Source organism: Bradyrhizobium sp. UNPA324 (assembly GCF_006658635.1).
Taxonomy (GTDB): domain Bacteria; phylum Pseudomonadota; class Alphaproteobacteria; order Rhizobiales; family Xanthobacteraceae; genus Bradyrhizobium; species Bradyrhizobium nanningense.
This window is the reverse complement of record NZ_LFJD01000004.1, coordinates 2,380,248-2,398,027: the sequence shown is the minus strand read 5'-3', so window position 1 is coordinate 2,398,027 and position 17,780 is coordinate 2,380,248. Positions and strand designations below refer to the sequence as shown.

Sequence of the window (17,780 nt, the reverse complement as noted above, 5' to 3'; positions counted from 1 at the left end):
TAGGACCGACGTTGCCGTTTTGCCATCTGACACCTCTCGCTGCCTAAGCTATAGGTGTCCACCGATTTAGGGGAGGTCCACCTTCGCAACCTCGCGGCGCATTTCGCCCGAGCTTTGCCTCGATGCTTCACCCTCTGAAAATGAAGAGAGCGCGGGGAAGGCCGGGAGCCGGTTGGCTCCCATCGAACCGCCATGCCAAGAGCAGACTGCGTGTGCTTCATGCATAGCGGAAAAGCAGGGCAACCGGAGACATCCCGGCCTTCCCCGCGCAGTGGTTTTACGGCTTATGTCGTGCTCTCCCCGGGGAGCGATGCACTATTGCCCCCGTCGCCTTGCGGATGATCGATGCGCCTGCCCGGTTGGGCCGCCACATCTCCGCAACACTTGGCGCGCAGACCCCGGGCGCCAGGACCACACGATTTTGCCGTACGCTCAAATCACACCGGTCGTGTGCGCGACGGCTTTGCTCACGGTTGCCCGCCCTGCAAAACCTCTTCGCGCCGATGCAATCGGCGTCCACCGCCGCCCGGCCCGCGTTCGTGACGATCGCGATACGCCCCTCTCCTTGGGCCGGGTTGCGGCGACACATACGAGACTTCCGAATTTCGGTAAAGCGTAATATTTTCGATAGCGCGGATTGACCTAGGGCTCGCGTGTTTTGCCCGTCGGCAACGCAAGGTCTCGTAGCCCGGGTGAGCGCAGCGACATCCGGGATTCTCATCGAGAGCGGCCCCGGCTATCGCTGCGCTCACCGGGCTACACGCTCACCGGGAATTCCGACATCGCCGGCTACGGAGCTGGGCCCGCGAGCCGTTCGATCACCAGATCGAGCAGCGCACGCAGACGAGCGAGCCGCTTCAGATCGCGATGATAGCCGACATAGGTGTCGCGGCCGGGCGGCGTCGCGCCGATGTCGAGCGCGACCAGACGGCGGTCGCTGTCGCCGAGCGGCCGCGGCAGCACGGCAAAGCCGCCGCCGCTCGCGCAAAGCTCCGCCTGCACCTGCCTGTTGTTGCTGCGCGAAGCAACGCCCGCATTCGGCAGCACGCGCTTCAGCCAGACCGCGTCCGGCATGTCGGCGAACTCCGCATTCATGGTCACGACGCGAACGCTGCTGCCGTCGCCGGCGCGCGGCGGTTTGCTGCCCTTCTTGCCGTAGAGCGCGTAGGGAATGTGCAGCAGCTTTCTGGAGATCACCTCGGGCTCGCTGAACGGCTTGATGCGAAAGACCAGATCGGCCTCGCGCCGCGGCAGACTGTAGAGCCGCGCATCGGTCAGTAGCTCCACCGTCACGGCGGGATGACGCTTGCCGAACGCGGCGATCACCGGCGACAGCATCACTGTCCCGAACCAGTCCGACGAGGACAGGCGCAACAGTCCATCGAGCTGCGTCGTCGCTCCGGACACGTGGCGCTCCAGCGCGAGCGCCTCGTCCTCGATCCGCTCGGCGTGACGCAGCACGGCGTTGCCCTCGTCGGTCAGCACGAAGCCATCCGCCGTGCGCTGGAACAGGGTCTGCCCCAACGCACCTTCGAGCGCGCGAAGCCGCCGCCCCATGGTCGGTTGGGTCTGGCCGATTTTCCGCGCGGCGGCGCCGAGCGTGCCTTCGCGGGCAATCGCCAGGAAGATGCGCAGATCGCTCCAGTCCATCAGAACTCCTGTCGTACAAAAATGTATGGATACCGTACAGCCTTGTTCCTTCTCATGCAAAATTTCATGAGCATATTGGGGCCGACAACGGAGCAAGACGGTCATGACGACACAATTGACGATGCGCGCCGGCGTGCTGGAGGCTCACAACGGCCCCTTACGCCTCTCGACGATTTCCAGACCCGAGATCGGCCCGCGCGAGGTGCTGGTGCGGATGCGGGCGAGCGGGGTCAATCCGCTCGATACCAAGATTCATGCCGGTACGGCCGCGCATGCGCGCCATCCGCTGCCGGCGATTCCGGGGATTGATTTGGCCGGCATCGTCGAACGCAGCGGGAGCGAGGTGACGCGGTTCAAGAGAGGCGACGAGGTCTACGGCATGACCGGAGGGGTCGGCGGCGTACAGGGATCGCTGGCCGAATTCGCCGCGGTCGATGCCGATCTTCTCGCATTGAAGCCCGCCAATCTCAGCATGCGGGAAGCTGCCGCCCTACCCCTGATCGTCATCACGGCCTGGGAGGGCCTGATCGACCGCGCGGGCCTGAACGCGGGCCAGAAAGTGTTGATCCACGGCGGCGCGGGCGGCGTTGGTCATGTCGCGGTTCAGATCGCGCGCGCCTTCGGGGCGGACGTGTTCGCCACGGGCTCGGCGTCGCAGCGCGTCACCATCGAAGCCTTTGGCGCGATATTCATCGACCGCGACAGCCCGGTCGAAGCCTACGTTGCGCAGCATACCGGCGGCCGCGGCTTCGACATCGTCTACGACACCGTCGGCGGCAAGGTGCTCGACGCCTCCTTTGAGGCGGTGCGTCGCTTCGGTCATGTGGTGAGCGCATTGGGCTGGGGGACACACGCGCTTGCCCCGCTGTCGTTCCGCGCCGCCACCTATTCCGGCGTGTTCACGCTGCTGCCGCTGCTGTCGGGCGAAGGCCGCGCGCACCATGGGGAGATCCTGATGGAGGCCACACGCCTCGTCGAAGCCGGCAAGCTCGTGCCGCTGCTCGACCCCAGGCGCTTTACGATGGAGAGCGTCGGCGATGCCTATGCGCTGATCCGCGATCGCGCGACGAACGGCAAGCTGGTCGTCGATGTCTGAGGTTGTAGCTCATAGCCCGGATGGGCGCAGCGACATCCGGGATTCCGTCGACGGGTATCGCTGCGCTCACCCGGGCTCCGAAGGCTCGTCCGCTGCTAATCCTCGCTGGACGCCGCCGAGCGGTTGCGCAAATAGGCCTGCGACAACAGGAAGAACAACGCGCGCTCGCCGTGATATTTGGCGGACGGCCGGGTGCGCTCGAAGCCGTCGGCAAAGATCTTGCCGGACTGGTCGCACACCTGCCATCGCCAGCCGAACCGCTTGCGCCTGGTGAGGATCACTTCGAACATGCCGACGAGCTTGGTCCCCTGCTCCCTGCCGGTCTCGCAGACACACAAGTCTGCTCCGGCCTCCTCCGTCAGACGGAGGCCCCGACATATATCGCAGCAGGACGGAAAGAGAATAAAATTGATTGTCGGAAATAGGTATCTTCCACCGGCTGTGATGAACGCGCGAAGCATCAGGAATAAGCCAATGGTGCCGGTGTTGATGCACTCCCGCCGCAGCCTGGAGCGCTGACGGGTATTCAAAACAGAAGACTGGATTTGCTGCCGAAGAGCCTCCGTGCACCAGCACGTTGGGCGACGGTGGTAATGGGAGATGGGTCAATTGTGCGCGGAATGAGAAGAGTCGTGCGAGGGGCATCGGTCTAGCGTCTCGCCGGGCGGCATCGCCGCCCAAGCCCTATCGCGCCACGACCTCGACCTCGCCGTCGACGCCGTTCACGACATTGAAGCCGCGCTCGTAGACCTTGCCCTCGTTCTTGGCGATGGCGCGGTATTCGCCTTCGGAGAGCACCACGCGCGGAAAGGCACCGATCGATTCCTTGATGACGTCGCCGCCCGGGGTCAGCACCGACCAAGCGGTGTTGGCCAGCGCCTCGCCACCCTTGTCGCTGACCAGCTTGAGCGTGATCACGGCGGCGCGGTGGGTGATGGTGACGTCGGTGAGCTTGCCGGCCTGGACGCGAATGTCCGAGCGCACCACCGAATTGGCGTCACCATAATTGGAGATGATGTAGTAGGTGCCTTCCGGGATCAGCACGACGTCGCCGGCGGCGACATTCGGCACCAGCGAGGCCCGCTCGCCGGATTCGAACTGGCTGCCCTTGTAGATCGCGAACGAAATCTGGTTCTGCGGAATGCGGCTGGTGCCGACCCGGCCCTCGATGCGCAGGCCCCCGGCCGGCAGCACGAAGGATTCGCGATCGGTCTCGGCCTTCAGGCTGACGGTGCGCACCGCGCTGACCAGGCCGAAGGCGACGTGCACGACGTAGTTGCCCGGCGGCAGCACGATGTTGGGCGTGGCGTTGCGGTCCTCGCGGATCAGCTTGAAGGTGCCGTTCTCGTCGGGACGGTCGGCAAACACGCGCCAGACCAGGCCGCTCGTGATCGCCGGTGTGTCCTTGCCGTATTTCGCAGTCAGCGACAGCACGCCCTGTCCGGGCACGGCCGCATTGAGCGGCGCGGCCGGCGGCACGGTGGTGACCGCGGGCGGCGGCATGCTGGGCGTGGCCGGCTGCATCAGGGTCGGCGGCAGGCTTGGAGGGCCGGCGCCAGGCCCGGAGGGCGGCGCCAGGCTGACGGCGCCGCCGGGGTCAGGCACCGAAGCCGGCGGCACCGGCGGCGGGCGATCGGAGAAAAGCTGCGCCTGCGCAGCGTTTTGGCCCGAGGTAACGAGGCACGCGGCGAAGATCAGCGCCGGCAGCAGCCTGCCGCTGCGCCGCCATCCGATGATGCCGTCACCCCCGCGTGTCATACCTCCTGCTTTTCACCGAAAACGCGGCAAATTCAAGCCTCTAAAGCCCCGCGAAATACGGTCCCGGACGGTTCTTTGGAACCCGGTTGAGGCCTGCGTGATTATCGCGGAGGCAACGCCCCTCGCCATACTCCTGCCCCGTGCCCTCTCCAAAGCGGCATAAACCATGCTTCGCCCTGGTTCTGGCGGAGCGCGAGTGCGATGCCTAGTCTGAGCTTACGGGCTGGCCCCGGCGTAGGAGAGAGTTTCGGTGCTGGACAGATTGAAAGGTCGGGGCGCGAACGGCTCGAATGGCGAGAAGGTGGGTCTCGGCAGCATCCGTCGACCGATCATTGGCCTTGCCTTGGGCGGCGGCGCGGCGCGCGGCTTTGCCCATATCGGAATTCTCAGGACACTGCTTGCCAACGGGATCGTGCCCGACGTCGTGGTCGGCACCTCCATTGGCGCCGTGGTCGGGGGCCTCCATGCGGCCGGCCGGCTCGATACGTTCGAAGAGTGGGGGCGCAGCCTGCAAGGCATGCGCAACATCCTCGGCTATCTCGACATCCGCCTCAACGGCTCCGGCCTGCTCGGCGGCGAGAAGCTGGCGACCCGGCTCGAGGCGGCGATCGGGCAAGTCCTGATCGAGGATCTGCCCATCAAGTTTGCGAGCGTCGCGACCGAGGTTCGCACCGGTCACGAGATCTGGCTGACGCGCGGCCGTGTGGTCGATGCGATGCGTGCGTCCTACGCCCTGCCCGGCATCTTCGCGCCCGTCCTGATCGGGGACCGCTGGCTGGTCGATGGCGCGCTGGTCAACCCGGTGCCGGTCTCCGCCGCCCGCGCGCTCGGCGCCGAAATCGTCATCGCGGCAAATCTTTCCAGCGACATCTTCACCCATTCCACGACGATCTATTCACACGGCGCAGTGCCCACCCCAGTCGCGCCGGAGGCGGAGGAACCGACGGCCAAGCGGCGCTTCCCGCGGCTGTTCTCGCCCGAGAAGACTGTGAAGCGTGAGTTTTTCGGCGGCAACGGCCGGCCCGGCATCTCCTCGGTGATGGTCGATGCCTTCAACATCATGCAGGACCGCATCACCCGCGCCCGCCTCGCCGGCGATCCGCCGGATCTGTTGATCACGCCGCGGGTCGGCCAGTTCGGCTGGTTCGACTTCCACCGCTCCGAAGACTTGATCGCTCATGGCACGCGCGCCACCGAGCGCGCGCTCGCCTCGATCCAGGAGGCGATCCATGTGCTGGCGCCGGCGCCCGCGGGCACCGCGCCAAAAGCGGACGAGCAGACCTGATCAGGCGGTCTTGATGTAGTCGCGCAGGGCTTCCTGCTCGGACTCGTATTCCTGGACCCGACGTTTGACGATGTCGCCGATCGAGATCAGGCCGACCACCTTGCCGTTGTCGATGACGGGCAGATGGCGGAACTTGCCTGTCGTCATGGTCTCCATGAGCTCGGCGACCGTGTCGGTCTCCTTGCAGGTGACGACCTTGCGGGTCATGACCTGAGCCACCGGCTCTTCCAGCACGCCGGCGCCGCGCTCGCCGAGCACGCGGACGATGTCGCGCTCCGACAGGATGCCTTCGAGACGGCTCTGGTTCATCACCAGCACCGCACCGATCTTCTTCTCGCCGAGCAGTTTGATCGCGGCAGCCAGCTTGGCGTCGGGCTCGACGCTCACGATCTGGTGCCCCTTCGTGTTGAGAATGGAACGTACCGTCATTGTCGCCTCCCTGAATCCGAGCCCTCCGCCTCTTGGCGGTCAGGACTTGTTCTTCGAGTCTTCAACTAACAGTTTCGGCGCGGGTTTCGCGCTCGCGCGCTTGTCGAAGCGTTGCCGCTATGGGTTTGTCGCTTCGGAACATTCTTCCCGCAAATGATGGATGAATTCGGGCTGCGCCGCAAGCGCCGCTTCAAATACGGTCTGAAACGTCCTGTGATGACGCATCCGCAGCATCGTTTCGCACGCGCGGCACGGGATCGAACAGGGTGAATAGCAACAGGCCGGCGAAGAAGCCGCCGATATGCGCCTGCCAGGCGACGCTCGTGGTTTCGGCATCGATGCCGATCGCGCCGACGCCGAAGATGATGTTGACGCCGAACCAAACGCTGAGGAAGCCGACCACCCGTCCGTCGCGCAGCGCGCGCGACAGCGGCAGCGCCGGAACCTTTGCCGCGGTATCGGCATCCGTTCGGTTGAACGACAGGAAGCTGCCGCGGACGAAGGCGAAGCGGATTGCGGCTGCCATCGCGCCCGACACCGAGGCCGAGGCGCCGATCATCGGCGCCACCGCATGCTCATGGGTGAGGAGATGGGCGAGCGCGCCGGCCGCTGCCGTCACCGCCAGAAACAGGAAGAACCTGACGGCGCCAAAGCGCCGCGCCAGCGCGCTGCCGAACGGCAGCAGCCACAGCACGTTGAAGCCGAGATGGGTCAGATTGGCGTGCAGCAGCGAATAGGTGACGAAGGTCCAGACCTTGGCCCCGGTGCCACCGGGGATCTGCAAATTGAGCAGGGAGGAATCGTAGCGCTTCGGGATGAAGCCGAAGACGTCGATGGTCCAGTTCTCGAGGTCCGGCGGCAGCAGCACCCGCAGATGGATCCCCGCCAGGAGGACGATATAGGCGGTCAGCGCCCCGGGCAGCGTCAGGACCGGCTCGCGCGGAGCCTCCTCATGGGCGGCAGGCAGGTCGAGCTGAGGATCTTGCGACGAATCTTGCGGCGGGGAATCCAAGGCAGCTTCGCTTTCAGGCGCGATCGGAGCGATCCACTTGCAGATAGTCGCCTTTGCCGCCCTTGCGCAAGTGCACAAAAGGAAAAGGCAGGGCCCTGGGAAAGCCCTGCCTGTCCGTGTCGGCCTTTTCCGCGCCCGAGGAATGAAGGTGTATCCCCACCCCTCCCCGGCCCGTGGCCAAACTGTTTGACGCCCTGTGTACCGACCCCGCCGAGAACCTGGAGAAAAGCGGCGGGGCTTGCGACTGCGATCACCTTAACAGGGCCGCTGCCGACGCAAAGTCCATAGTTAATTTAACGTTAACGACGCAAAGGCGGCCTCAAGGCAGGCGAAAACGCCTCCTCGGCATGGACGCTGCAAATCCCCTCCTGCACAACAACACAAGGGATCGCGGCTGCACTGAAGCGGGACAGGTTTGTCCCTTCGGGGTTGCGCTCCGGGGTAAGCGTTCAGACATGAAACATCCGTCAAGCCGCGCGTTCTTCGCGTATTGGGACAAGAAGCGTGGCGCCGCACGGGCCCCTGATCGGGCCGACATCGATCCGGCCGCGGTCCGCGGCCTGCTCGGCGACATCTTCGTGCTCTCCTGCGAGCCGAATCTCGGCTTCCCGTTCCGCGTCGCCGGCACGCGCGTCTGCGCGCTGGCAGGGTGTGACCTCAAGGACCAGAGCTTTGCGGCGCTGTTCGCTGATGCGAGCCGCAGCGAGATCGAGGAGATCACGACCATCGTCGCCGACGAGGCGTTAGGTGCGATCGCCGGTGTCACGGCCGCGCGCGAGGACGGCAGCAAGGCCTATCTCGAGCTGTTGCTGCTGCCCTTCAACGCCCGCCCGCATACGCCGGTGAGTGTGACCGGCGTGCTCGCGCCGTTCGACGACGAGTGCGGCGCGCTTTCAGCCTTCACCCTCACCTCCTGGCGCTATCTGCACCAGCCGGAGAAATTGCTGCCGCGCGCGATCCGGAAGTTGCAGGTCGCACGCGGGCTGATGGTGTATGAGGGGCTGAGATAGTCTCGTATCCCGGACAGACGGCAACGAGCTAACGCTGCTGCGCAGAGTCGGGGCCTAACCTCTCAAAAACAATCGCGGTTAGACGGCCCCGGCCCTGCAGCTCATCACCTCGCGGTACTGAGCTGCGCTTGGGGCAGCAGACATTCTCAGACGCCTGCTCTCACGGCATCGCCAGGTGCCAGGCGCCGTTCAAGAAACCGTCGCCGGTGACATCGCCGGGCTTCTGGTCTTTGGCGAAAGTGTAGAGCGGCTTGCCCTTGTAGGCCCACTGCTTCGAGCCGTCGTCGCGGGTGATGATGGTGTAGCCGTCGCCGGCGGCGTCGCTCGCCTCGGCCTTCAGCACCGGCCAGTTCGTCGCACATGGACCGTTGCAGGCCGACTTGCCGTTCGCATCCTTGTCGAAGGTGTAGAGCGTCATGCCCTTGGCATCGGTGAGCACGTTGCCCTTGTCGGTCTTGCCGGTCTTGGTCGGCGGTGCGGCGAAGGCTGCGGGAACGATTGCGAGCGACATTGCCAGCGCGAGCGCGAGGCGGATCGAGGACGTCATGATATCTCCTGTCATGCAATTGGCTTGCATGGGTAGGACGCCGGGCGCGGCCTGGTATTCCTGAGACGTCGGCAAAGATATTTTTCGCTGCGCGCCTCGAGGCAGCGGAATAAACTGGACCGACCGAACCGAACGACGGAAAGACATGAGCAAGCCGCATTGGCGTCCCGCGCACGCATCCGACCTACCCGCGATCAGCGCGATCGCGGCGCGGCTACATCCTGATCTTCCCGAGAGGCCCGAGGTGTTCATGGAAAAGATGCAGCTCTATCCTCCGGGCTGCCGCGTGCTCGTCGCGGAGGATGCGATCGCCGGCTACGGCCTCGCGCATCCCTGGAAGCTGCATCGGATCCCGCCGCTCGACGGTTTCCTTGAACGCCTGCCCGAGAACGCAGAATGCCTCTACGTGCACGATGTCGCCGTGCTGCCAGACCGGCGCGGCGGCGTTGCGCGCGACTATGTTGCCGGGATCGCGGAGCTGGCGCCCGCATCCGGCATCGCGACGCTCGCGCTGGTCTCGGTCTACGCCACGCGGCCGCTGTGGGAACATCTCGGCTTTCGTGCCGTCACCGCCGATGGGGACCTGCGCGCCAAGCTCGCCTGCTACGGGGAAGGCGCGACCTATATGCTCCACGACCTCGCTGCGACGTAACGTCCCTGCCCGACCGCCCCCGGCTCACGCGCGCGTGAACCGCCGCCTCGAACCGGGTTGGACCAGCCTCCGTCGAAGGGATGTGCGAGCCGTTCCGGTCTCGCCGAACCGAGGCTGGAGAAAATTCATGAAGCTTACTTTGTCGAAAGTTGCTTTGATTGCATGCGTTGCGACGAGCGCGTTCGCAACGACCAGCGCCAACGCGGCACAACACCGAACCGACGGCTGCCAGTTCGCCTTTTTCGAAAGCTGTGGCATCGTCGCCGACACGTCGACCCCCGGCCGCGCACGCCGTACCGTCGTTCGCCTCAACGATACCTCGCCGACCTACATGAAGCAGTCTGACCCGCGCTACAGCTCGGCCATGCGCGATGCCGGTGGTGGCGGAGGTGGCGGCGGCGGCGGTGGCGGTGGTGGTGGTGGCGGCGGCGGTGGCGGCCGCTGAACTCCCACCTGACCTTTCGGATGATGTCGCCGGTGCAATCCGGCGGCATCATTGCCGTCCGTGCTGAACGACGGCGGTTCAGCCGCGATGCTTTTTCTTCTTCTTCGTCTTCTTTCCCGGTGCGCCCTTCACCGGCCACGGCGTGACCGACGGCTCCGCGCGGGCCTGCTTGTCGCGATGCTTCTTCTTTCCAAAAGGCGGCGCATCGTCGAATCTCGGTCCGCGCTCGCCGGACGGTTTGCCGCGTGGTTTGAATTCACGCGCCTCGCGCGGTCGCTCGTCGCGACGTTCGCGATGATCGCCATTGTCGCTCTCGCGCCGCGGCGCACGTGACCGCTCTTCCGACGGCACCGATCGCTGCGGCGCCTCGCCCAGCGGCTCGATCCGGATGCTGTCTTCCTTGTCCGGACGCTTGATCTTTGCGGCGAAAGATTCTGCGGCCTGCGCTGAGATCTCGAACTCGGTTGTGGTGTCCATGATCTTGATGGCGCCGATGTCGCGTTTGTCGATGCCGCCGCGGCGACAGATCATCGGCAGCAGCCAGCGCGCTTCCGCATTTTTGCGCCGTCCGATCGCCGCGCGGAACCAGACGCTGCCCTCCGCCATGACGTGTTTCGACGACGCCTTTCCGGACTTCGATCGCGGCTTGGCGGCGCGATCGTCGCCGCCTTCAAACCTGTCGCGCCCGCGCTCGTCTCGCGGCCGGCCGCTCCGCTCGCCCGGATCGATGATGTCCTCGGGTGACGGCAGGCGCGCCCGATAAAGCCGCGCCAATGCGGCCGCGATGTCCTCGGCCGACCGCTCGGCGAGCAAAGCCTGCGCCAGAGCCTGATCGTCGGGGGTCGTCTCCTCCGTGAACAGCACGTCCTTCATGCGCGCATGATCAAGCTTGCGGATCTCGTCCGCCTGCGGCGCCGTGCCCCAGGCCGCGTCGACCCCCGCGAGATTGAGCAGCAGCTCCGCGCGCCGCCGCCGAGCCGGCGGCACCAAGAGGACGCTCGTCCCCTTGCGGCCCGCCCGCCCCGTGCGGCCCGAGCGATGCTGCATCACCTCGGCGTCGTTGGGCAAGTCCGCATGAATGACGAGGTCGAGGCTCGGCAGATCGATGCCGCGGGCGGCGACGTCGGTCGCGACGCAGACGCGGGCGCGTCCGTCGCGCAGCGACTGCAGCGCCAGGGTGCGCTCGTTCTGCGTCAATTCGCCCGAGAGAGCGACGACGGAAAAGCCGCGCTCCAAGAGCGCGGCCTGCAAATGCCTGACGTGATCGCGCGTGCTGCAGAACACCAGCGCACTCGGCGCCTCGTAGAAGCGCAGCACGTTGACGACGGCGTGCTCGGCATCGGCGGGCGCGATCCGGATCGCGCGGTATTCGATATCGGCGTGACCGCCTTCGTCGCCGGCGACCTCGATCCGGAATGCTTGCTGCTGATATTGCTTGGCCAGCGCGACGATGCCGCGCGGGAACGTCGCCGAGAACAGCAGCGTGCGGCGCGTCTCCGGCGTGGTCTCGAGGATGAATTCCATGTCCTCGCGAAAGCCGAGATTGAGCATCTCGTCGGCCTCGTCGAGCACGACCGCCTTCAATTCGGAGATGTCGAGACGGCCGCGGCGCAAATGGTCGCAGAGCCGTCCGGGCGTGCCGACGACGATATGGGCGCCGGCTGCGAGCTCGCGCTGCTCGCGGCGCGGATCCATGCCGCCGACGCAGGAGACCACGCGCCCACCCGCATGCCCATAGAGCCAGGCGAGCTCGCGCTGAACCTGCATCGCGAGCTCGCGGGTCGGCGCCACGATCAGGGCGAGCGGTGCGGCGGCGGGCGCAAACTGCTCGGCATCGCCGAGCAGATCCCTGGCCATGGCTAGGCCATAAGCGAGGGTCTTGCCGGAGCCGGTCTGCGCCGAAACCAGGAGGTCGCGATCGGCGGCGTCCTCCGCGAGCACGGCAAGCTGAACGGGGGTCGGAGAATCATAGTTCCGCTCGGCCAAAGCGCGGGCGAGCGGCGGGGTCAGGGCCGGAAAAGACACGGGATGGAGAACCTTGGTTAATTCAGGCGCGCAAACGGTGAACCGGCGGGCCCGAGCTCGCGTGCGCGGCAAACGGCCCGGCCACACGCTGGATTTGATCTGGCCGCTCTTTACGCCAAGAGTTCGGAAATCACCATGCCTATGATGCATGGCTTGGCCAGGAGAGCCGCGCCCGAAGGTTGCAGCGGATTTTTGCGGCCACTTCCACTAACCTGAGACCAACCGGATCTTATGGAAAATGAACGTGACGGCCTCCACCAAACGCCGCTGCGGCGACTGCACTCTCTGCTGCAAGATCATGGCCATCGAGGCGCTGGCCAAGCCGGCGAGCGCCTGGTGCGGGCATTGCAGGCCCGGCCGCGGATGCGCGATCTACGCAGGACGACCGGCGGAATGTGAAGACTTCGCCTGCCTGTGGCTCGTCAACGATCTCCTCGACGAGCGATGGAAGCCAAGCCGGTCGAAACTCGTCCTGACCACGTCCGAGGACGGTATCGAAGTCCGATGCGACCCGGGCTTTCCCGACGCTTGGCGCAAGCAGCCCTACGCCGGCGACATCCGTGCATGGGCTGTCGAAGGTGAACGCAACGACATGACGGTGGTCGTGATCATTGGCCTACGCATGTTCCTCATCACATCGGATCACGAGTTCGATCTTGGCGTCGTCGGGCCGGACGAACGGATCGTGCGGGAGCTGGAGGGCACGAAGGTCGTGGGCGCGACAATCGTGAAAGCGAACGATTGACTGGCCGGACATTCGATCCCAAATCGTGCCTCAGGAAAAGAAGACTGGAGGACCCATGGCCGACAGCATCTCGCTTGCCGACAAGCTCGCGACCTTCGAGGATTATTGGTCCCCGCGCACGGTCACGACCTTCAACGATTGCGACGTGATGGTGGTGAAGGTGAAGGGCGAGTTCACCTGGCACAAGCACGACGACACCGACGATTTCTTTCTCGTTCTGAAAGGCCGTCTGGACATCGAGTTGCGGGACCGCACGGTGACGCTTGGTCCGGGCGAGCTCTATGTCGTGCCCAAAGGTGTCGAGCATCGCCCGGTGGCGCGCGAGGAGGCTCACCTGATGCTGATCGAGCCGACGGGGACGCCGAATACGGGCGACAAGGCAACTGCGGCAGCGCGCAAGTTCGCATAGTGGGCAGCACGCCTGCGCGGCCTAATCCCTCGAGGTCGCCAGTCCGCTGAGGCTGCCGGCCAGCCAGGCTCTCGCGCGCGCAACACTGTCCTTGACCGCGCGGGCCAGGGCTCGGACGGCGCGCCAGGCTTCCGTCTCCTGCAGCCACGCCTTCGCCGCCGCATATTTTCCGTAAGCCCAGGCAAAGGCGGGAATTCGCATCAGCTTGTCCCGCGTCAGATGGAACAGGCGCTCGACCAGCACGAGCTTGAGCAATTCGCCGATGATGAACATCACCGCGCCGCCCAGGATCTGACCGGTTGCGGCGAGGTACGCAGCAATCGGCTTGACCGGCTCGAGAATAATGACCGGAACAGAGAATAACGCCAGCGACGGATATGGCGGCAGCGACCTGATCCAGCCGCGCAAACGCCTGAATTCGAAATGCCGCCCGATCCAGCGGGCGATCGGCCTGGCCACGGCCATGAAGACCGCATCCACCAGGAAGTAGATCGCGGCCAGGATGTAAGTGACGGGTTTCAGGATTCGCTTCACGGCACCTCTCCCGCAAAGTGAAAGCCGGAACTTGGGCCTAAGTTTCACCTCGGCGTGAATAGTTCGGGGACATCAGATGGAACTTTTGCGGCATCGGTCCCGCTCAGATTTCCGCGTAGATCTCCAGCAAATTGCCGTCGGGATCGCGGAAGAACAGCGTGCGATGGCCGAACGACTGGTTCGTCGGCGGCGAGACCAGCGCCACGCCCTGCCGAACGAGCTCATCCGCGCAGGCGTCGACCTCGGCGGCGGAGACCTTGAAGGCCAATTGCAATGCGGCGCTGCCTGGAGGGATTGGCGCATCCGCCGCGGTTCGACTGGGTCTCGCCAGCGCCAGCGTGTTGCTGCCGATGCCGTACTCGATCCAGTTGGGCGAGAGCTCGCGCAGCACGGACAAGGCGAGCACGTCCTCATAGAACCGGCGCATCGCCGCCATGTCGCGCACGAAGACGACGGTGTAGTCGATCGCGCGAATGGCGTCGAAGGGGGAGCGCGGCCGGCTCGACTGCGGCGCCATCGGCGGCGTCACTCCTGGTCCACCACACGGTCGGCGACGAAGACGCCGTTCGGCTGGTGAAAGACGATCTGATCAATTTTGCCGTCTTCCCCACGAAACTCGACGGCAAAACCGTCCAGCTCGACGATACGAAACCTGCGTCCCTGCTGCGGCTCCAGACGATAGGCCGGCTGAAAGTCGGGCTTCAGAATCAGCCGGCCATCGGCGTCGAGGGTCACGTGGTGGTTCACGCCACCGCTGTTGAAATGCCCGGCGCAGCGCCGACGAAACGCAGCATCTATACAATCGCCGGCGGCGCGCCGCTCGAACACGATGTCCTTGGCCGTCGGCTCCAGGGGCGCCGAGAGATGCACGATATTGCCGTCGCGATCGGTGTGGAACGTGATCGGAAGATTGTCAGGCAGAAGCCGATCGACGACCTCGGGCGTCACGAACGTCTCGAAATGCCGATGTGCAAGCGGCGCGCTCATGCCGCGCCACGACCAATGCAGCGCACCATCGTTCACGCGGACGGACATCACGCCATAGGCTGGATGCGCATAATCGGCGGCATAGGCGGACAGCACATGTGCGGGCTGCGTGTCCTTGTGGCGTGCTCTCTCCCGCGCCTCCTTGTCGGCCGGAATATGTGCGATGAAGTCATTGCGAACCTTGTGGAAGCGCGTGAACCAGTCTACCGGCTCGCGTCCGCGCAACCGGTCGACAATGTACCACGCCAGGATCTGCGGCACTGCGCTCGGACTGCGATTGGTCAGCACGGCAACCCCGATGCCGGCATCCGGCACCAGCGTCATCAGCGAGCCCCAACCATTCCAGCCGCCGCCGTGCCACATCAGGCGATCGCCATGATAGGTGTTGGACTGAAACCCCAATGCATAATGACCGTGGCCGAACTCGGAGAATTCCGACTTCCCGACGTGCGCCAAAGGCGTATGCAGCTGCTCCACCAGCGCAGCCGGCAGCAAGCGCTCACCATCAAACTCGCCCCTGCCGAGATGCAGGCGCATCCAGTTCGCAAGATCGGTCACCGACGTATTGATAGCGCCTGCGGCCGTGACCCGGATCGGCAGACGTAGTCCCGGCAGCCGCGTGTCGACATGTATCATATACGGCCGCGCCGCATCGGCCACAGCTTCGAGCTCGTCGAGCGAGAAGCCAACCGTCATGCCGAGCCGATCCGTCAGCCGCTCCCGCACAAAGTCTTCAAAGCTCTTCCCGCTCAGCCGCTCGATCAAGAGACCAGCAGCATTGTAGCAGAGGTTGCTGTATTGCCAGCCGGTGCGAATGTCGCGGCTCAATTCAAGGTGCCGCATGAGCGGCAGCATTTCGGCGGGCGCAAGGTCGCTGGGCAAATGAACCCAATCGTGCCGCGGCAGCCCCGATTGATGGCTGAGCAGGTCGCGAATGGTGACGCGCTCGGTGGCGACCGCATCTGAGAGGCGAAACTCCGGCAGATAGTCGCGGACCGGCTTGCTCCAGTCGAGCACGCCGTCATTGTGCAGCAACGCGACGGCGGTGGCGGTAAACGACTTGGTGATGGAGCAGATCACAAACTGAGTGTGCGGCGTCACCGGCAGATCGGCCTCGACGTTGCGCTGGCCATAGGCGCGCGCGAGCGCGACCTCGCCGTCCCGGACGATGGCGAGCGCAACGCCCGGCACCTTCCAGACGGCCATCGCTTCCGCGGCGAGCCGATCGATGTCGGGAATGAGAGAGGCAAGAGCGGAATGCGGGATGTCGGCAGGTCTATTCATGACACACCGGATGCTTTCGAGGTGCGCAGCATAACTTCCTCAACGTCAAATAGAAACACGTGACAAACGTTCTCGCAGAGAATTGAAGCGCAGGCCGCGAGAACCGCAAGCACGTAGCCCGCATGAGCAAAGCGATATGCGGGACCGCTGCAACAAAAGCCCCGGATGTCGCTTCGCCCATCCGGGCTACGAGTTATCTATCGCAACAAACCGCCACTATAGCGCAGCTCGTAGAGCTTGGTGCCGTCCTGCCACGCAATCGTCTCGACGCCGTGAAAGCGACCAAGCGCGCCCTCAACCTCGCTGCGGTAGACCATGCCGGCCTGCTCGAACAAAGGCGGTCCCCGGTAGGGCTGCTCGGCGCGCACACCCAGCAGCGCCTGGCGCAGGACTTTGTAGATCGCGAGGAAGCTCTCCCGGTCCCTGATCTCGGCGCGGACGCCGCCGCTATAGCTCATCGACCAGATGACGCGGTCGTCCCGCGACACGGTCTCCTGGCCGACGAAAAAACCCATCCCGAAATAGATATCGCGATAGGCATAAGGTGGAGCGCGGTGCTCGAGCTGCTTGGAGCCGGCGAGCAGCGGCGTCGCCATTGTCGCGTCGTCGTCGAGGCCGGCATAGGTGCGCCGCTTGGCCTCGACCAGGAAGGCTGCGAGATCGTGCGGGATGGACGACATTTTCTAGTCCACCAGCTCCGGCCACGGCACGATGGTCGACTTCACCGTCTTCATCGCCATCGCGTCCTTCACCGCCTGCGCGACGCCTTCTTCCGTGAACGGATAGATCGTCTGCATCTTCGCCCAAGGATATTTGTTCGCCGTGCGATAAAGCATGTCGACGCCGAGCGGCAGGTCGTTGCCGGTAAAGCCCCAGGACCCGAGCACGTTGAGATCCTTGGTGCAGATGCGGTGCCAGGACGTGTCGATGGAGCCGGCATCGGTGAACTGGCCCATCTCGACGTAAGTGCCGCCGTCGCGCAGCATCTCGATGCCCTCGGGACCCGCGGTCGGATGGCCCGAGCAGTCCATCACGAGGTCAGCGCCGAAGCCGCCAACGATCTCGCGGACGCGCGCGATGCGCTCCTGCGGTGACTTCAGCTCCTCGATGTTCACGGTCGCCTCCGCGCCGAACTCGCGCGCCAGCTTCAGCCGCGGCTGCTCCGGCGCACCGACAGAGATCACGCGCCCCGCCCCCATCTCCTTGGCGGCTGCGACCGCCAGAATGCCGATCGGACCCGAGCCCTGGATCACCACCGTATCGCCCCAGGAAAAACCGCCCGCGCGGCTGGCACGGTTGAAGGCGCGGATGCAGGAGGTCAGGGGCTCGGACAGCGCGCCCAGGCGCAGCGACATGTCGTCGGGCAGCTTGTAGATCTTGGTGCCCGGCAGCATGTCGAGATCGACATAGACATATTCGGCCCAGCCGCCCCACATGTGCGGCGCCTTGTCGAAGCCGAGATAGCGGCCGTAATAGACCGGCGTCAGGCATTTGTTGGCCGTTTGCGGATAATGGATGCAGTAATAGCAATGGCCGCAGGGCATCAGCGGCGGGATCATCACTTTCGAGCCGACGGTCAGCGGCTTGCTCATGAAGTCCTCGGTGAACTCCGCGCCGCATTCGACGATGATTCCGCCGAGTTCGTGGCCCAGCGTGAACGGCCAGGGCAGCGGCTTCGGCCAATGTCCTTTGAGGATATGCAGATCGGTGCCGCAGACGCCGCAGGCGCCGACCTTGATCAGCGCGGCTTTCTTGCCGACCTTCGGCCACGGCACGGTGCGGATGACGGGCTCCGAGCCGGGACCGGCGTGGGTGCAGACGCGGATCTGTTGCATGGCTGTTTCCTCATTGCCCGTCTGTTATGATTGCTTGGCGCGGGCGTAGGGCGAAGCGTATGTGAGATGCGCGATCG

Annotated in this window: 19 protein-coding genes; 7 read left to right on the top strand and 12 right to left on the bottom strand. The window is 65.0% G+C overall.

What is annotated here, in order from left to right; translation table 11 throughout:
* Positions 1–789: 789 nt before the first annotated feature.
* Entirely contained in the window at positions 790–1,650 is an 861-nt protein-coding gene (locus UNPA324_RS11700; RefSeq protein WP_128920967.1) for a LysR family transcriptional regulator, read from the bottom strand.
* Between the two features lie 103 nt (positions 1,651–1,753).
* Between UNPA324_RS11700 and UNPA324_RS11695 the strand changes: the two genes are divergently transcribed.
* The gene (locus tag UNPA324_RS11695; protein WP_164936454.1) at positions 1,754–2,746 is read left to right on the top strand and encodes a zinc-dependent alcohol dehydrogenase family protein; all 993 of its coding nucleotides are present in this window, start codon (positions 1,754–1,756) and stop codon (positions 2,744–2,746) included.
* A gap of 95 nt (positions 2,747–2,841) precedes the next feature.
* On the opposite strand, the gene UNPA324_RS35105 is transcribed toward UNPA324_RS11695, so the two are convergent.
* The gene (locus tag UNPA324_RS35105) at positions 2,842–3,084 is read right to left on the bottom strand and encodes a hypothetical protein (protein WP_245471709.1); all 243 of its coding nucleotides are present in this window, start codon (positions 3,082–3,084) and stop codon (positions 2,842–2,844) included.
* A 346-nt stretch (positions 3,085–3,430) separates the two neighbouring features.
* Entirely contained in the window at positions 3,431–4,504 is a 1,074-nt protein-coding gene (locus UNPA324_RS11685) for an RgsD C-terminal domain-containing protein (protein ID WP_128920966.1), read from the bottom strand.
* Positions 4,505–4,754: 250 nt separating this feature from the next.
* Here UNPA324_RS11685 and UNPA324_RS11680 point away from each other — a divergent pair, with 250 nt between their 5' ends.
* A complete protein-coding gene (locus tag UNPA324_RS11680; RefSeq protein WP_128920965.1) occupies positions 4,755–5,789 on the top strand; it encodes a patatin-like phospholipase family protein in 1,035 nt (344 codons plus the stop codon).
* Here the strand turns inward: UNPA324_RS11680 and UNPA324_RS11675 are convergent, their stop codons facing one another.
* Positions 5,790–6,218, bottom strand: a complete 429-nt coding sequence (locus tag UNPA324_RS11675) for a CBS domain-containing protein (RefSeq protein WP_128920964.1) — start codon at positions 6,216–6,218, stop codon at positions 5,790–5,792.
* Positions 6,219–6,408: 190 nt separating this feature from the next.
* Positions 6,409–7,230: a rhomboid family intramembrane serine protease gene (locus tag UNPA324_RS11670; protein WP_141934729.1), complete on the bottom strand. Its 822-nt coding sequence runs from the start codon at positions 7,228–7,230 to the stop codon at positions 6,409–6,411.
* Positions 7,231–7,685: 455 nt separating this feature from the next.
* Here UNPA324_RS11670 and UNPA324_RS11665 point away from each other — a divergent pair, with 455 nt between their 5' ends.
* Complete coding sequence (locus tag UNPA324_RS11665) at positions 7,686–8,240, top strand: PAS domain-containing protein (RefSeq protein ID WP_128920962.1); 555 nt, start codon at positions 7,686–7,688, stop codon at positions 8,238–8,240.
* A gap of 160 nt (positions 8,241–8,400) precedes the next feature.
* Here UNPA324_RS11665 and UNPA324_RS11660 read toward each other — a convergent pair whose 3' ends face one another.
* A complete protein-coding gene (locus UNPA324_RS11660; protein ID WP_181769364.1) occupies positions 8,401–8,787 on the bottom strand; it encodes a COG4315 family predicted lipoprotein in 387 nt (128 codons plus the stop codon).
* 145 nt (positions 8,788–8,932) lie between these two features.
* On the opposite strand from UNPA324_RS11660, the gene UNPA324_RS11655 reads away from it, so the two are divergent.
* Together UNPA324_RS11655 and UNPA324_RS35100 are read left to right on the top strand one after the other, a co-directional pair.
* A complete protein-coding gene (locus UNPA324_RS11655; RefSeq protein WP_128920960.1) occupies positions 8,933–9,439 on the top strand; it encodes a GNAT family N-acetyltransferase in 507 nt (168 codons plus the stop codon).
* Between the two features lie 127 nt (positions 9,440–9,566).
* A complete protein-coding gene (locus UNPA324_RS35100) occupies positions 9,567–9,884 on the top strand; it encodes a hypothetical protein (protein ID WP_181769363.1) in 318 nt (105 codons plus the stop codon).
* Positions 9,885–9,962: 78 nt separating this feature from the next.
* Here UNPA324_RS35100 and UNPA324_RS11650 read toward each other — a convergent pair whose 3' ends face one another.
* The gene (locus tag UNPA324_RS11650; RefSeq protein WP_128920959.1) at positions 9,963–11,909 is read right to left on the bottom strand and encodes a DEAD/DEAH box helicase; all 1,947 of its coding nucleotides are present in this window, start codon (positions 11,907–11,909) and stop codon (positions 9,963–9,965) included.
* A 238-nt stretch (positions 11,910–12,147) separates the two neighbouring features.
* Here UNPA324_RS11650 and UNPA324_RS11645 point away from each other — a divergent pair, with 238 nt between their 5' ends.
* Both UNPA324_RS11645 and UNPA324_RS11640 read left to right on the top strand, forming a co-directional pair.
* Positions 12,148–12,654: a hypothetical protein gene (locus tag UNPA324_RS11645; RefSeq protein WP_164936452.1), complete on the top strand. Its 507-nt coding sequence runs from the start codon at positions 12,148–12,150 to the stop codon at positions 12,652–12,654.
* Positions 12,655–12,709: 55 nt separating this feature from the next.
* On the top strand, positions 12,710–13,063 hold the full coding sequence (locus UNPA324_RS11640) for a cupin domain-containing protein (protein WP_128920958.1): 354 nt from the start codon (positions 12,710–12,712) through the stop codon (positions 13,061–13,063).
* 21 nt (positions 13,064–13,084) lie between these two features.
* On the opposite strand, the gene UNPA324_RS11635 is transcribed toward UNPA324_RS11640, so the two are convergent.
* From UNPA324_RS11635 to UNPA324_RS11615, 5 genes are all read right to left on the bottom strand, one after another.
* Positions 13,085–13,597 carry a hypothetical protein gene (locus UNPA324_RS11635; protein ID WP_128920957.1) on the bottom strand — a complete coding sequence of 171 codons (513 nt, stop codon included), beginning with the start codon at positions 13,595–13,597 and terminating at the stop codon, positions 13,085–13,087.
* Positions 13,598–13,700: 103 nt separating this feature from the next.
* A complete protein-coding gene (locus tag UNPA324_RS11630) occupies positions 13,701–14,114 on the bottom strand; it encodes a VOC family protein (protein ID WP_128920990.1) in 414 nt (137 codons plus the stop codon).
* Between the two features lie 8 nt (positions 14,115–14,122).
* Positions 14,123–15,868, bottom strand: a complete 1,746-nt coding sequence (locus UNPA324_RS11625; RefSeq protein ID WP_128920956.1) for a serine hydrolase — start codon at positions 15,866–15,868, stop codon at positions 14,123–14,125.
* A gap of 197 nt (positions 15,869–16,065) precedes the next feature.
* The gene (locus UNPA324_RS11620) at positions 16,066–16,548 is read right to left on the bottom strand and encodes a DUF5680 domain-containing protein (protein ID WP_128920955.1); all 483 of its coding nucleotides are present in this window, start codon (positions 16,546–16,548) and stop codon (positions 16,066–16,068) included.
* 3 nt (positions 16,549–16,551) lie between these two features.
* Positions 16,552–17,703 carry a zinc-binding dehydrogenase gene (locus UNPA324_RS11615; RefSeq protein ID WP_128920954.1) on the bottom strand — a complete coding sequence of 384 codons (1,152 nt, stop codon included), beginning with the start codon at positions 17,701–17,703 and terminating at the stop codon, positions 16,552–16,554.
* Between the last annotated feature and the right edge of the window lie 77 nt (positions 17,704–17,780).